11 protein-coding genes are annotated in these 13,966 nt (G+C 43.9%); 10 read left to right on the top strand and 1 reads right to left on the bottom strand.

What is annotated here, in order from left to right:
• The 4 genes from icmF (at position 1) to QNH17_RS29025 (ending at position 6,207) form a co-directional block, all read left to right on the top strand.
• Complete coding sequence (icmF, locus tag QNH17_RS29040; RefSeq protein ID WP_283876747.1) at positions 1 to 3,246, top strand: fused isobutyryl-CoA mutase/GTPase IcmF; 3,246 nt, start codon at positions 1 to 3, stop codon at positions 3,244 to 3,246.
• Between the two features lie 161 nt (positions 3,247 to 3,407).
• Positions 3,408 to 3,593 carry a hypothetical protein gene (locus QNH17_RS29035; protein ID WP_283876746.1) on the top strand — a complete coding sequence of 62 codons (186 nt, stop codon included), beginning with the start codon at positions 3,408 to 3,410 and terminating at the stop codon, positions 3,591 to 3,593.
• Between the two features lie 198 nt (positions 3,594 to 3,791).
• Complete coding sequence (rpoE, locus tag QNH17_RS29030) at positions 3,792 to 4,370, top strand: DNA-directed RNA polymerase subunit delta (RefSeq protein WP_283876745.1); 579 nt, start codon at positions 3,792 to 3,794, stop codon at positions 4,368 to 4,370.
• 241 nt (positions 4,371 to 4,611) lie between these two features.
• Positions 4,612 to 6,207 carry a CTP synthase gene (locus tag QNH17_RS29025; RefSeq protein ID WP_283876744.1) on the top strand — a complete coding sequence of 532 codons (1,596 nt, stop codon included), beginning with the start codon at positions 4,612 to 4,614 and terminating at the stop codon, positions 6,205 to 6,207.
• A gap of 247 nt (positions 6,208 to 6,454) precedes the next feature.
• Here the strand turns inward: QNH17_RS29025 and QNH17_RS29020 are convergent, their stop codons facing one another.
• A complete protein-coding gene (locus QNH17_RS29020) occupies positions 6,455 to 6,976 on the bottom strand; it encodes a DUF2529 domain-containing protein (RefSeq protein ID WP_283876743.1) in 522 nt (173 codons plus the stop codon).
• Between the two features lie 171 nt (positions 6,977 to 7,147).
• Between QNH17_RS29020 and QNH17_RS29015 the strand changes: the two genes are divergently transcribed.
• From QNH17_RS29015 to rho, 6 genes are all read left to right on the top strand, one after another.
• A complete protein-coding gene (locus tag QNH17_RS29015; RefSeq protein ID WP_026568193.1) occupies positions 7,148 to 7,519 on the top strand; it encodes a response regulator in 372 nt (123 codons plus the stop codon).
• Between the two features lie 247 nt (positions 7,520 to 7,766).
• Positions 7,767 to 8,624, top strand: a complete 858-nt coding sequence (locus QNH17_RS29010; protein WP_283876742.1) for a class II fructose-bisphosphate aldolase — start codon at positions 7,767 to 7,769, stop codon at positions 8,622 to 8,624.
• A gap of 141 nt (positions 8,625 to 8,765) precedes the next feature.
• Positions 8,766 to 9,416, top strand: a complete 651-nt coding sequence (gene fsa / locus QNH17_RS29005; protein ID WP_283876741.1) for a fructose-6-phosphate aldolase — start codon at positions 8,766 to 8,768, stop codon at positions 9,414 to 9,416.
• 181 nt (positions 9,417 to 9,597) lie between these two features.
• Positions 9,598 to 10,884, top strand: coding sequence for a UDP-N-acetylglucosamine 1-carboxyvinyltransferase (locus QNH17_RS29000; protein ID WP_283876740.1), 1,287 nt, complete (start codon positions 9,598 to 9,600; stop codon positions 10,882 to 10,884).
• A 127-nt stretch (positions 10,885 to 11,011) separates the two neighbouring features.
• A complete protein-coding gene (glpX, locus tag QNH17_RS28995; RefSeq protein WP_283876739.1) occupies positions 11,012 to 11,974 on the top strand; it encodes a class II fructose-bisphosphatase in 963 nt (320 codons plus the stop codon).
• Between the two features lie 494 nt (positions 11,975 to 12,468).
• Positions 12,469 to 13,734, top strand: coding sequence for a transcription termination factor Rho (gene rho, locus QNH17_RS28990; RefSeq protein ID WP_026568198.1), 1,266 nt, complete (start codon positions 12,469 to 12,471; stop codon positions 13,732 to 13,734).
• The last annotated feature ends 232 nt before the right edge of the window (positions 13,735 to 13,966 follow it).

Below are 13,966 nucleotides of genomic sequence, written 5' to 3'. Positions count from 1 at the left end.
ATGGGGAATTATCAGCCGAAGCATCATATTCGCTTTGTCACAGCTTCGAGCTTGTTTGACGGGCATGATGCTTCCATCAATATTATGAGGCGGATTCTGCAGGCGAGCGGGGCGGAGGTCATTCATCTTGGCCATAACCGCTCGGTTGAGGAGGTTGTGAACGCGGCCATTCAGGAGGATGTGCAGGGAATTGCAATTTCTTCCTATCAAGGCGGTCATGTCGAGTACTTCAAATATATGTATGATTTGTTGAAAGAGAAGGGTGCGCCGAATATCCGTATTTTTGGCGGCGGCGGCGGGGTGATTATCCCGCGCGAAATCGATGAACTCCATGAGTACGGGATTTCGTGGATTTTCTCCCCTGAGGATGGCCGCAAGTTGGGGCTTCAGGGCATGATCGATCGGATGCTCGAGGAGTGTGATTTTTCGACTGTCCCTGTCGATGTAGCGAATCAAATTGAGAAGCTGCCGAGCGGGGATGTGAATGCGGTGGCGAAGCTGATCACGATTGCGGAGCTTCATGTCGATGGAAAGAATGAAGCGGCAGCGACCGCTGAGCGAGTGCTCGATCAAGTAAAGTCGCTTGAGAAAGAGATTCCGGTCGTTGGAATTACAGGGACGGGCGGTGCCGGAAAAAGTTCATTAACCGATGAATTGATTCGCCGCTTTATTAATGAACTGCCGGATAAAAAGGTAGCGATTCTATCGGTTGACCCGACGAAGCAAAAGACGGGCGGTGCCCTGCTTGGGGACCGAATCCGCATGAATGCGATTTTTTCACCGAATGTGTACATGCGCTCGCTTGCGACGCGGCATTCGAAAAGTGAACTTTCGCTGGCAATTAAGGATGCGGTTGCCGTTACGAAGGCTGCTGGCTTTGACCTTGTAATTGTCGAGACAAGCGGAATTGGTCAGGGCGATGCGGGAATCACCGAAATTTGCGATGTTTCTTTATATGTGATGACGAGTGAGTTTGGGGCGCCGTCACAGCTTGAGAAGATTGATATGATCGATTTTGCTGACCTAATTGTTATCAATAAGTTTGAGCGTAAGGGCTCGGAGGATGCGAAGCGCCAGGTGCAAAAGCAGTACCAGCGCAGCCATATGCTGTTTGAAAAAGATATCGATGACATGCCGGTGTATGGAACCATTGCAAGCCAGTTTAATGACCCGGGTACAAATGGATTGTTTGCAGCGCTGATTGAAAAAATTAACGATAAAATGGGCACAGGCTGGGTGAGCAATTTTACTAAAGATGCCTTAGTTGAAAAACAGAATGTAATTATCCCAACCGACCGCCGTTATTATTTACGGGAAATTTCCGAAACCGTGCGCGGCTATCACCGGAAAGCGGAAGAACAGGCTGGGATTGCCCGGAAGTTATTCCAGTTAGAAGGGGCGATTGAAGCGGTCAGGGATTCGGCAGTAATTGCAGCGTTAGAAGCGGTTAAGCAAGAGACAGAGGCGAAACTGACGCCAGAGTCTAGGAAAATTCTTGATGGCTGGGCAAAAACGCGGGAAGCTTATTCCGGCGACAAGTTCGTGACGAGAATCCGTGATAAAGAGATTATTACAGTGTTAAAATCGAAAAGCTTATCAGGGCTCGATATTCCAAAAGTGGTGCTGCCAAAGTATAAGGATTACGGGGAAATCCTCCGCTGGGTTTATCAGGAAAATGTCCCAGGCTCGTTCCCGTATACGGCAGGGGTATTTCCGTTCAAGCGCGAAGGTGAGGATCCGAAACGCCAGTTTGCAGGTGAAGGGACGCCGGAACGCACGAACCGCCGCTTCCACTATTTATCGAAGGATGATGATGCGAAACGCTTAAGTACGGCGTTTGACTCGGTGACGCTATATGGTGAAGACCCGGATCACCGCCCGGATATTTTCGGGAAAGTCGGCGAAAGCGGCGTCAGTGTTTGTACCTTAGATGATATGAAAAAGTTGTATGACGGCTTTGATTTATGTCATCCGTCAACATCGGTGTCGATGACAATTAACGGTCCAGCACCAATTATTCTAGCGATGTTTATGAATACAGCGATTGATCAGCAGGTGCAGCGGAAGGAAGCGGAGCTTGGCCGGGTGTTAACGGTAGAGGAATTCGCAGAAGTTCGAGCCTATACACTGCGGACAGTGCGCGGCACAGTGCAGGCTGATATTTTAAAAGAAGACCAAGGTCAAAATACATGTATCTTTTCAACGGAATTTGCGCTGCGGATGATGGGTGATATTCAGCAATATTTCATTGACCATCAAGTGCGCAACTACTATTCAGTCTCAATTTCGGGCTATCATATTGCCGAAGCGGGCGCGAATCCAATTTCACAGCTGGCCTTTACTTTGTCGAATGGGTTTACGTATGTAGAGTACTATTTGAGTCGCGGCATGAAGATTGATGATTTTGCACCGAATTTGTCCTTCTTCTTCTCGAATGGCCTGGATCCGGAGTATACCGTAATTGGCCGGGTGGCCCGTCGTATTTGGGCGACGGTGATGCGTGATAAGTATGGAGCAAACGAGCGGAGCCAAAAATTGAAATACCATGTTCAGACGTCTGGTCGTTCACTGCATGCGCAGGAAATTGACTTTAATGATATTCGGACAACACTGCAGGCGTTAATGGCCCTGCAGGATAACTGTAATTCTCTCCATACGAACGCTTATGATGAGGCGATTACAACGCCAACCGAGGAATCTGTGCGCCGCGCCATGGCGATTCAGATGATTATCACGAAAGAGCATGGCTTGTCTAAAAATGAAAATCCACTCCAAGGCTCGTTTATCGTGGAGGAGTTAACGGATCTCGTTGAAGAAGCGGTACTGCAAGAGTTTGAGCGCTTGAATGACCGCGGCGGTGTACTTGGATCAATGGAAACCCAGTATCAGCGCGGCAAAATTCAGGATGAATCGATGTATTATGAAATGAAAAAGCATACCGGTGAATTACCGATTATCGGTGTTAATACGTATTTGAACCCAAATCCTCCGTCAGAGGAAGACGTCAATAATATGGAAATAGCACGGGCATCGTACGAAGAGAAAGAACTGCAGATTCAAAATCTGCGTGCCTTCCAGGAAAGCCATGCTACAGTGGCGGGAGAAGCGTTAGGACGTTTGAAAGAAGCTGCCGTCAAAAATGGCAACATCTTTGCTGAGTTAATGGAAACCGTCAAAGTCGCAAGCCTCGGCCAAATCACCCGTGCTCTCTATGAAGTGGGCGGGCAATATCGCCGGAATATGTAACGTGTTTTACTATAGGGTGTCAGGCACCATGTGAAGTATTCACAAGGTGCCTGACACCAATTTTTGTAATAAAACTTGTTTTATGAGATATTATTATGTGCGGTTATCTAATATAATCTATTTAGCGTACATACTTAGTGGAATTTGGGCAGGTGGAGCGAATGAAGTTTGGTTATATTTTACTCATTTTAATTGTGTTTGCCTGGCCATTAAATTATCTTTATCAGCGTCAGTTGGGCGCAGTTTCCTTCTTGCTGCTAGCAATCTTCTTTCTAGTGATTTCACTGAAAGAGTTGAAAAAGCAGAAGAAGGCAGAGAAAAATGATGACAAAAAACCTCGTCCATAAAAATTCAGGGTCAAACAACTCACTAGCACTAGCATAAACCGGAAGAATTTGTTTATAATGAAGAATATGCAAAAATTGAGAGAAAAGCGGATGTGCCTTGATAAGGCGCTGCAGCTAGACAGTTCTCATATTTTATTATTACGATAGTCCGTTATTCACTCATTTAAGAGTGTTAAATAGAGAAAGGAAGTGCCGATATTGAGTTTAGCACAATACTCAAAAGAGGAATTACAAGAGTTTTCCCTTATGGAAATGGCTTATGAATACTTGAAAAATAGTAAGCAGCCGATTGCCTTTAATGAACTAGTAGAAGAAATTAAAAAAGCATCAGGAATCTCTGATGATGAAGTTCGTACCAGACTTGCTCAATTTTACACCGACATTAACGTGGATGGCCGTTTCCTTTCATTAGGAAGTAACCGCTGGGGACTTCGTGTCTGGTATCCAGTCGATACAGCTGAAGAAGAAGTGGTTGCAGTCGTGAAACCGAAGAAGAAGAAGGCGAAGAAGGTTGTCGATGAAGACGATCTCGAAGATTTCGATGAAGTTGATGAGATTGAAGATGACTTTGATGACTTTGACGATGAAGATGATCTTCTTGATGATGATGATGATGATCTGGATCTAGATGAAGATGATGATCTTGACCTTGATGACGATGATGATGCCATCGAAGATGATCTTGACATTGAATTGGATGAAGAAGACGATCTTGACGATGACCTTGAGGATGAAGAAGAAGAATTTGATGATGAGGAAGAAGTCGAAGAAGATTAATCCACTTGACTTTTTTTTCACGCCCTTGTAATATCTTTTTTGGGCTCCTTAAAAAGAGGACGATACATTAGTTACTTATAATACGCTCCCTACCACAAGTAGGCGGGCGTTTTTTATTGTTCAAAAAACTCATGTTTCACGGAGTTTTTTCATTTTTTTCGGGCGTAAGGAAAATATTTTTTTACAAAAACCCTTAAACAAACTGAATAATGTACAAACTGTATAAGAGGGGGAAATATTTATGACAAAATATATTTTTGTAACTGGTGGTGTGGTGTCATCACTAGGAAAAGGAATTACGGCAGCTTCATTAGGCCGTTTATTGAAAAATCGGGGCGTGAATGTAACCATTCAAAAATTCGACCCATACATTAACGTTGACCCGGGAACGATGAGTCCTTATCAGCACGGTGAAGTGTTCGTAACAGGAGATGGCGCTGAAACCGATTTGGACTTAGGCCACTATGAGCGTTTTATCGACATCAACTTAAACAAGTATTCAAACGTAACAACCGGAAAAATTTATTCAACGGTTTTACGTAAAGAGCGCCGTGGTGATTATTTAGGGGCAACTGTTCAGGTTATTCCGCATATCACCAATGAAATTAAGGAACGCTGCTTCCGTGCCGGAAAAGAAACAAATGCTGATGTCGTGATTACGGAAATCGGCGGAACAGTAGGGGACATTGAATCCCTTCCATTCCTTGAAGCGATTCGCCAAATCAAGAGCGATATCGGTTCCGAAAATGTAATGTACATTCACTGTACATTAATTCCGTATATCAAGGCAGCAGGCGAAATGAAAACTAAGCCGACCCAGCACAGTGTGAAAGAACTGCGCAGCCTAGGAATTCAGCCAAACATAATTGTTGTGCGTACGGAAATGCCGGTTTCTCAAGACATGAAGGATAAAATTGCCTTGTTCTGTGACATTGACTCAAAAGCAGTTATTGAATGTATGGACGCAGACACGCTGTATTCGATTCCACTTGCCCTTCAAGAGCAAAACATGGATCAAATCGTTTGTGACCATTTGAAATTATCGGTGAAAGAAGCGGATATGACCGAGTGGAAAGCACTCGTAGACCGTGTAACCCATCTTTCCAGCAAGACACGCATTGGTCTTGTCGGAAAATACGTGGAACTTCAAGATGCCTATATTTCTGTGGTTGAGGCAATGAAACATGCAGGTTATGCGTTTGATGCCGATGTGGAAATCAAATGGATTAATTCAGAAGATGTGACCCGTGAAAATGTAGCGGAACTTTTAGATGATGTGGATGGAGTTCTTGTTCCAGGCGGCTTTGGTGACCGTGGGATTGAAGGGAAAATCGAAGCGACTCGTTATGCTCGTGAGCAGAAGAAGCCGTTCCTTGGCATTTGTTTAGGAATGCAGCTGGCAACGATTGAATTTGCCCGTAATGTCCTTGGCTTGGAAGGGGCGCATTCCGCCGAGTTTGTACCGGAAACAGCTTATCCAATCATTGATTTGCTTCCTGAACAGAAAGATGTGGAGGATTTGGGCGGCACATTGCGTCTAGGTCTATATCCAGCTCGTATTGTTGAGGGTACGAAGGCGTTTGAAGCGTATGAGGATGAGGTTGTTTATGAGCGTCATCGTCACCGCTATGAGTTTAACAATCATTTCCGTCAAGACATGGAAGCAGCAGGCTTTATTTTCTCAGGGACTAGCCCAGACGGCCGCTTAGTGGAAATTGTAGAGTTGAAGGACCATCCGTGGTTCGTGGCATCACAGTTTCATCCGGAATTTGTCTCAAGACCAAATCGTCCACAGCCATTGTTCCGTGACTTTATTAAAGCCTCTTTGCAAAAATAAGCTAGCACTCAGGACCAGTTTTCTGGTCCTTTTTTTTGGTGTTAGGCACTCGTTTTTCCAAATATTGTCTAATTATACAAAATCACTAAAAAATTGTACAAAAGTATGGAAAACTTGTACAAAACCTTATGAAAAATGTACAAAAGGGTCCCATAATTGCACAAAAGCTCCTGAAAGTCGAACAATCCCAACTTTACCCCCCGGGAAATATTAGAGGGCAATAAAAAAACGGGTACTAAACCCGCTTTTACTCTTCATATTCTGCCAAAATCTCATCAATGGTAAATTTCAAGCCGTAATAAACGAATAAAGCTGCCATCGAAGAAGGATATCCATACCGATTTCCCTCATCATCCGGGAGCAATCCTTTGGTCAGCCGCAAATCAATCAGGAGATCGGCTAATTCCTGCAATTGTTCACCCCCAGGAATAGCAGTCGCCACCGTGACAAATGGAATTCCTTTTTTGTGAAGCTGCTCTGCCATCTTAAGCGCTGCAGCATCACTAGAATATCGCGTGAACATCAATACACGATCGGAATCCGTTAATTCCTCCATCTCCTCTAATATCTTCACGCCCTTAAACGGTTCCTCCCCATCTAAAGCTTCGAACTCGACCGCTTTCATTTCCTTCGTAGTAAAAATATATATAGACCCATCACCAACTGGTGCCTGGGCAAGCAAACGTGCTCCGTCTTCAAACGAGTATTCTTCCTTTTCCTCAAGCCGCTTAAACAAGCCGGTTAATTGGGTAGTAAACATTTTCAACATAAAAAACCCTCCTTTTCACCCTTTTATTATAGGCATTTTTTCGATATTGCAAAAATAATAACAAAATCTAAGAAAATTTGCAGGAGATTATTTCCTAATAGAGAAATATAACAAATGATATATAATTGGGATAATAAAAAAGCATCAAGTAAACAAGGAAGAGGTGGAGTTATGAAAGAGAAAATTTTAATCGTTGATGATCAGTTTGGCATTAGAATTTTACTAAATGAAGTGTTTCAAAAAGAGGGGTATCAAACATATCAGGCAGCCAATGGCATTCAGGCCCTTGAAATTGTGACAAAACATGACCCCGACCTTGTCCTATTGGATATGAAAATCCCTGGAATGGATGGAATTGAAATTTTAAAACGAATGAAGGTAATCGACCCAGATATCCGCGTCATTATTATGACAGCTTATGGTGAACTTGATATGATTCAAGAAGCCAAGGATCTTGGTGCCATTACTCATTTTGCTAAGCCGTTTGATATCGATGATATTCGAGCAGCTGTCAGGAAACACATTCCCCAAAAAATGAATTAAATTTCATTTTTTGGCTTGAAATATAAAGAAAGTGCTTACAGTAAAAATGGGCACGCTTTCATTATGACAGTTTACAAAACTGCGTTAAATTAATGGCATTTCGACCCCTGGTTTGATATGATACATATGAACTTTTTACTGGTTGTTTATCTTTTTCAAGGAATACATAATCCGTAAAATTGAGGGAAAACCTTAATATGGAAGACCAAATTGAAAAGATATCTGCCTAATTTAAGGAGGAATAGAAATGCCATTAGTTTCCATGAAAGAAATGCTCATTAAAGCCAAAGCTGAAGGCTATGCGGTTGGGCAATTTAACTTAAATAACTTAGAATTTACACAAGCGATTCTTCAAGCTGCTCAAGCTGAGAATTCACCTGTAATTCTTGGTGTTTCTGAAGGGGCAGCTCGTTATATGTCCGGCTTTAAAACAGTTGTAAAAATGGTTGAAGGCTTAATGGAAGATTTGAAAATTACCGTTCCTGTAGCAATTCACCTTGACCACGGTTCAAGCTTTGATAAGTGTAAAGAAGCGATTGATGCAGGTTTTACATCTGTTATGATCGATGCTTCCCACCACCCATTTGAAGAAAACATTGAAATTACTTCAAAAGTAGTTGAATATGCACATTCAAAAGGTGTGTCTGTTGAAGCAGAATTAGGAACTGTTGGCGGTCAGGAAGACGACGTTGTTGCTGATGGCGTTATCTACGCAGATCCTAAAGAATGTGAAGAATTAGTAAAACGCACAGGTATCGACTGTCTTGCACCTGCTTTAGGTTCTGTTCATGGTCCTTACAAAGGTGAACCAAACCTTGGTTTTGCTGAAATGGAAGAAATCGGAAACATTACTGGCCTTCCATTAGTCCTTCACGGCGGAACTGGTATCCCATTAAAAGATATCCAAAAATCTGTTTCTCTTGGAACAGCAAAAATCAACGTAAACACTGAAAACCAAATCGCATCTGCAAAAGCAGTACGTGAAACGTTAGCTGCGTTAACAGAGGAATACGATCCACGTAAATATTTAGGACCAGCACGCGAAGCAATCAAAACAACAGTTATTGGCAAAATTCGCGAATTCGGTTCTTCAGGTAAAGCTTAATCGAACAATGGTAAATGTCTAACCACATTTCATATTTGTTCCAGAATATGATAAAATGTAAACCGTCCTCGTACTTTTAGGGCGGTTTCAGTCTGTAAAAAGAAATTTGAGTATTTAGTCGGAAAAATGGAGGGATTAACTATGAAATTCTTTATTGATACAGCTAATTTGGACGAGATCCGCGAAGCCCATGACCTTGGATTACTAGCAGGTGTAACTACTAATCCATCATTGGTTGCTAGAGAAAAAGGTGTTTCTTTTCATGACCGCTTAAGAGAAATTACTGCACTTGTCCCTGGTTCTGTTAGTGCAGAAGTTATTGCACTTGATGCAGAAGGCATGATTAGAGAAGGCAGAGAACTTGCAGCAATCGCTCCGAATATTACCGTTAAAGTTCCGATGACTCCAGATGGGTTAAAAGCGACTCATGCTTTTTCACAAGAAGGAATCAAAACAAACGTAACCCTCATTTTTAGTGCGAACCAGGCCTTACTTGCGGCAAGAGCTGGGGCAACCTATGTTTCTCCATTTCTAGGCAGATTAGATGATATTGGCCAAAACGGTTTAGACCTAATTTCAACTATTTCAGACATCTTCAACGTGCATGGCATTGAATCAGAAATCATTGCAGCCTCCATTCGTAATCCAATTCACGTCACAGAAGCAGCGTTACGAGGCGCTCATATTGCAACCATTCCATACAAAGTATTAATGGGATTATTTCATCATCCATTAACAGATAAAGGGATTGAAGGCTTCTTAAAAGATTGGAATTCCCGTACAGAAGCATAATTATTCCCATTTCGTGCAAATTTTTTTAATTGCCATACATGAAAATAAAAATTTGGTGTAAACTAAAGGATAGACAAGTTGTCGGATTTTGACTTTTAATGATGGAAAAATATACCTAGAGCCTCATTTCGTAATAAGCAATTGTACCGATTGACTTACAGGGCTTAGAAGGGAGTCGAATATGGAAAAACTTAAAATTGCGGGTGGCTATCCGTTAAAGGGAACGGTTCGGATCAGCGGGGCGAAAAATAGTGCCGTTGCGTTAATTCCTGCAACCATTCTAGCGGAATCACCAGTGACAATTGAAGGATTGCCGGACATTTCAGACGTTGAAATCTTGAAGGACCTCCTTGAAGAAATCGGCGGTAACGTTCAGCTTTCTGATAACGAGATGACGGTTGACCCATCGACCATGATTTCCATGCCCCTGCCAAACGGGAAAGTAAAAAAGCTCCGTGCTTCTTATTACTTAATGGGTGCTATGCTCGGCCGTTTTAAAAAGGCGGTCATTGGCCTGCCTGGCGGATGCTATTTAGGTCCAAGACCAATTGATCAGCATATCAAAGGTTTCGAAGCACTCGGAGCTCAAATTACCAATGAACAAGGTGCGATTTACTTACGAGCGGACGAGCTTCGCGGCGCCCGTATTTACCTTGATGTGGTTAGTGTGGGTGCAACGATTAATATCATGCTGGCAGCGGTTCGCGCCAAAGGGCGGACAGTCATTGAAAATGCCGCAAAAGAGCCGGAAATCATTGATGTAGCGACATTGTTAACAAGTATGGGTGCAAAGATAAAAGGGGCTGGTACGGATGTCATTCGTATCGATGGTGTGGAAGCGCTTCATGGCTGCCGTCACACAATTATTCCAGACCGGATTGAAGCTGGCACGTATATGATTTTGGGTGCCGCGGTTGGCGAAGGCGTACTCATCGACAACGTCATTCCGCAGCATTTAGAATCATTGATTGCTAAATTACGTGAAATGGGTGTCCGTGTTGAATCTGGCGATGACCAAGTGTTTGTTGATGGGTCGTCGAAGTTGAAGGCCGTCGATATTAAGACACTCGTCTATCCAGGATTCCCGACCGACCTTCAGCAGCCATTTACTACCCTTTTGACAAGAGCGACCGGCTCAAGTGTTGTAACAGACACGATTTACGGTGCCCGTTTCAAACATATTGATGAATTGCGAAGAATGAACGCCAACATTAAAGTTGAAGGGCGTTCTGCCATCATCAATGGTCCAGTGCAATTGCAGGGAGCGAAAGTAAAGGCAAGTGACCTCAGGGCAGGTGCCGCACTGTTCATTGCCGGACTAATGGCGGAAGGAATTACCGAAGTCACCGGACTTGAACACATTGACCGCGGCTACAGCGACCTCGTCGGGAAACTAAACGGCCTCGGTGCCACAGTTTGGCGGGAAGAGTTAACCAAAGAAGAAGTCGAACAGATGAAAAACACTTAGAAAAGCGGAAGCGCCTGGACACTAGTCGCTAGGCGCTGGTGCTAGACACATAGATAAAGCTTAGGCGTTGACCATAAGCTACTGAAGTTGAAAAGACAGCTAAAGAGACTTAAGGGAGATGGAGACGATGGAAAGAAGTTTAACGATGGAGCTTGTCCGTGTCACAGAAGCTGCTGCACTTGCTTCAGCCCGTTGGATGGGCCGTGGGAAAAAAGATGAGGCCGACGGTGCAGCTACTTCGGCAATGCGTGATGTGTTTGACACCGTGCCAATGAAGGGAACTGTGGTAATCGGTGAAGGGGAAATGGATGAAGCACCGATGCTTTATATTGGCGAAAAACTGGGTACAGGCTATGGTCCGCGCGTTGACGTTGCTGTTGACCCACTCGAAGGCACTAATATATTAGCATCAGGCGGCTGGAATGCTTTAGCGGTTCTGGCGGTTGCCGATCACGGAAATCTTCTCCATGCTCCCGATATGTATATGGAAAAAATCGCAGTTGGCCCAGAAGCGGTCGGCCATATCGATATCAATGCGTCTGTTCTTGATAACCTAAAAGCTGTTGCGAAAGCGAAAAATAAAGATATTGAGGATGTTGTGGCGACGGTCTTAAATCGCCCGCGTCATGAGCATATCATCGCCCAGCTTCGTGAGGCTGGCGCACGAATTAAATTGATTAATGATGGAGACGTCGCAGGTGCGATTAATACTGCGTTTGACAATACCGGCGTCGATATTCTCTTTGGTTCTGGCGGTGCCCCTGAAGGCGTTCTTTCCGCGGTGGCGTTAAAATGCCTTGGCGGCGAAATCATAGGAAAATTGCTGCCGCAAAGTGATGTGGAGCTAGAGCGCTGTATCAAAATGGGCCTCGATGTCAATCGTGTCCTCCGGATGGAAGACCTGGTAAAAGGCGATGACGCCATTTTTGCTGCAACAGGGGTAACAGACGGCGAATTACTACGCGGTGTTCAATTCAAAGGCTCATACGGCTCAACACATTCGATCGTCATGCGTGCCAAATCAGGCACCGTCCGCTTCGTCGAAGGCCGTCACAGCTTAAAGAAAAAACCAAACCTAGTGATTAAATAAACGGTGCCGAAAGGAAGGGTGCCTGACACAAATTTGGTGTCAGGCACCCTTCATGGCATCGTCACTTAAATTACAAACTGTGTTAAAGGTAATTGTTGATTTTTGCCACTCTGTTGATTGGAGTGGAAAGCGCGAAGACTCCTGCGGGAGTACGGGGCAGGGGAGACCCCGCAGGCGCTGAGAGCGCCGAGGAGGCTCCCCGCAACGCCCGCGGAAAGCGAAGCGCTTGGAACGTAAATCAACAGAAAAGTTTAACACAGCCCAAAACTCCTATTACATTCCATTAGGAATTTGGACTAACTCCGACAAGAAGAAATTCCCAATGAATCAAAATAGAAAAATAAGTTGATTAATTTTTTGCATAGAGGGTAAAATAGTAATTGTTTTATTATGCATTATATCTGCAATTCTATTCATTTCATTTCTACTTCTATCATTATTCCTCAACTCTCTTAACAACATCTGATTGAAAAAAATAAAAGTGTGGTGCACAAATGGAATTAACAATTTCAAGTTTAGAAAATATGAAGCTGAAGGAACTTTATGAGCTGGCACGCGAATATAAAGTGACCTACTACAGCAAATTAACGAAAAAAGAATTAATTTTTGCCATCCTGAAATCCCGCGCAGAACAGCAAGGATACTTTTTCATGGAAGGCGTTTTAGAAATTATCCAGTCAGAGGGATTTGGCTTCCTACGACCAATCAATTACTCGCCAAGCTCAGAAGATATCTACATTTCTGCATCGCAAATCCGCCGCTTCGACCTTCGTAATGGGGATAAAGTTTCCGGTAAGGTACGACCTCCGAAAGAAAATGAGCGTTATTATGGACTATTGCACGTAGAAGCCGTTAACGGAGAAGACCCGGAATCGGCGAAGGAACGGGTATACTTCCCAGGCCTGACACCTCTTTATCCTAACCGCCAGATGAAATTGGAAACTACTCCAAAATATCTTTCGACAAGGATTATGGATGTCATCGCACCGGTTGGTTTTGGGCAGCGTGGGTTGATCGTTGCACCTCCAAAGGCTGGTAAAACGATGCTGTTAAAAGAAATTGCCAACAGCATTACCACTAACCATCCGGAAGTAGAATTAATTATGCTGTTAATTGACGAACGTCCAGAGGAAGTAACCGACATTGAGCGTTCGGTTGCAGGTGACGTTGTTAGTTCGACGTTTGATGAAGTGCCGGAAAACCATATTAAAGTGGCGGAACTTGTGCTCGACCGCGCGATGCGTTTAGTCGAACATAAGCGTGATGTGGTCATTTTAATGGATAGTATTACGCGCCTTGCGCGTGCGTATAACCTAGTGATTCCGCCAAGCGGCCGGACACTTTCCGGGGGGATTGACCCGGCAGCTTTCCACCGTCCAAAGCGTTTCTTTGGGGCAGCTCGTAATATCGAAGAGGGCGGCAGTTTAACCATTTTGGCTACAGCACTTGTCGATACCGGCTCACGGATGGATGACGTGATTTATGAGGAATTTAAGGGGACAGGTAATATGGAACTGCATCTCGATCGTTCACTTGCAGAGCGCCGTATTTTCCCTGCGCTTGATATCCGCCGTTCAGGAACACGTAAGGAAGAATTATTGATTCCGAAGGATCATTTGGATAAATTATGGGCGATCCGAAAATCGATGTCCGATTCACCCGATTTTGCGGAGCGTTTCTTGAAAAAATTACGCCAGACGAAATCGAATGAGGAGTTCTTCGCCCAATTAGGGGAAGAGCTGAAAACGAGACGGTCGTAGCCTACTTGAGGGAGTACTGGAAACAAGCCGGACCTGATCAACTTAGTAAGGGACAAGCCTGGTAGAGGGACTTGGATAGGTTCCTTTTCAAAAAAAGAACCAACAAATCCCAACTTGCAAAAATAGGTTACCCTTGTTATAATGGGTGCAGTGTGTTTTTAGTATTTCAGTGCTTGTTTTTGGACAGGTGCTTTATATAACTCTGTTTCGAAAGATTCAGGGCGGAAGGAGA

It is taken from the genome of Neobacillus sp. SuZ13 (assembly GCF_030123365.1).
GTDB lineage: Bacteria > Bacillota > Bacilli > Bacillales > Cytobacillaceae > Neobacillus.
This window is presented reverse-complemented; position numbering and strand designations above follow the sequence as displayed.

What these genes read in the sequence shown, in the direction of transcription:
- icmF (WP_283876747.1), top strand. Translation starts at nt 1, where the DNA reads ATGGGGAATTATCAGCCGAAGCATCATATTCGCTTTGTCACAGCTTCG.
- QNH17_RS29035 (WP_283876746.1), top strand. Translation starts at nt 3,408, where the DNA reads ATGAAGTTTGGTTATATTTTACTCATTTTAATTGTGTTTGCCTGGCCA.
- QNH17_RS29025 (WP_283876744.1), top strand. Translation starts at nt 4,612, where the DNA reads ATGACAAAATATATTTTTGTAACTGGTGGTGTGGTGTCATCACTAGGA.
- QNH17_RS29020 (WP_283876743.1), bottom strand. Translation starts at nt 6,976, where the DNA reads ATGTTGAAAATGTTTACTACCCAATTAACCGGCTTGTTTAAGCGGCTT.
- QNH17_RS29015 (WP_026568193.1), top strand. Translation starts at nt 7,148, where the DNA reads ATGAAAGAGAAAATTTTAATCGTTGATGATCAGTTTGGCATTAGAATT.
- QNH17_RS29010 (WP_283876742.1), top strand. Translation starts at nt 7,767, where the DNA reads ATGCCATTAGTTTCCATGAAAGAAATGCTCATTAAAGCCAAAGCTGAA.
- fsa (WP_283876741.1), top strand. Translation starts at nt 8,766, where the DNA reads ATGAAATTCTTTATTGATACAGCTAATTTGGACGAGATCCGCGAAGCC.
- QNH17_RS29000 (WP_283876740.1), top strand. Translation starts at nt 9,598, where the DNA reads ATGGAAAAACTTAAAATTGCGGGTGGCTATCCGTTAAAGGGAACGGTT.
- glpX (WP_283876739.1), top strand. Translation starts at nt 11,012, where the DNA reads ATGGAAAGAAGTTTAACGATGGAGCTTGTCCGTGTCACAGAAGCTGCT.
- rho (WP_026568198.1), top strand. Translation starts at nt 12,469, where the DNA reads ATGGAATTAACAATTTCAAGTTTAGAAAATATGAAGCTGAAGGAACTT.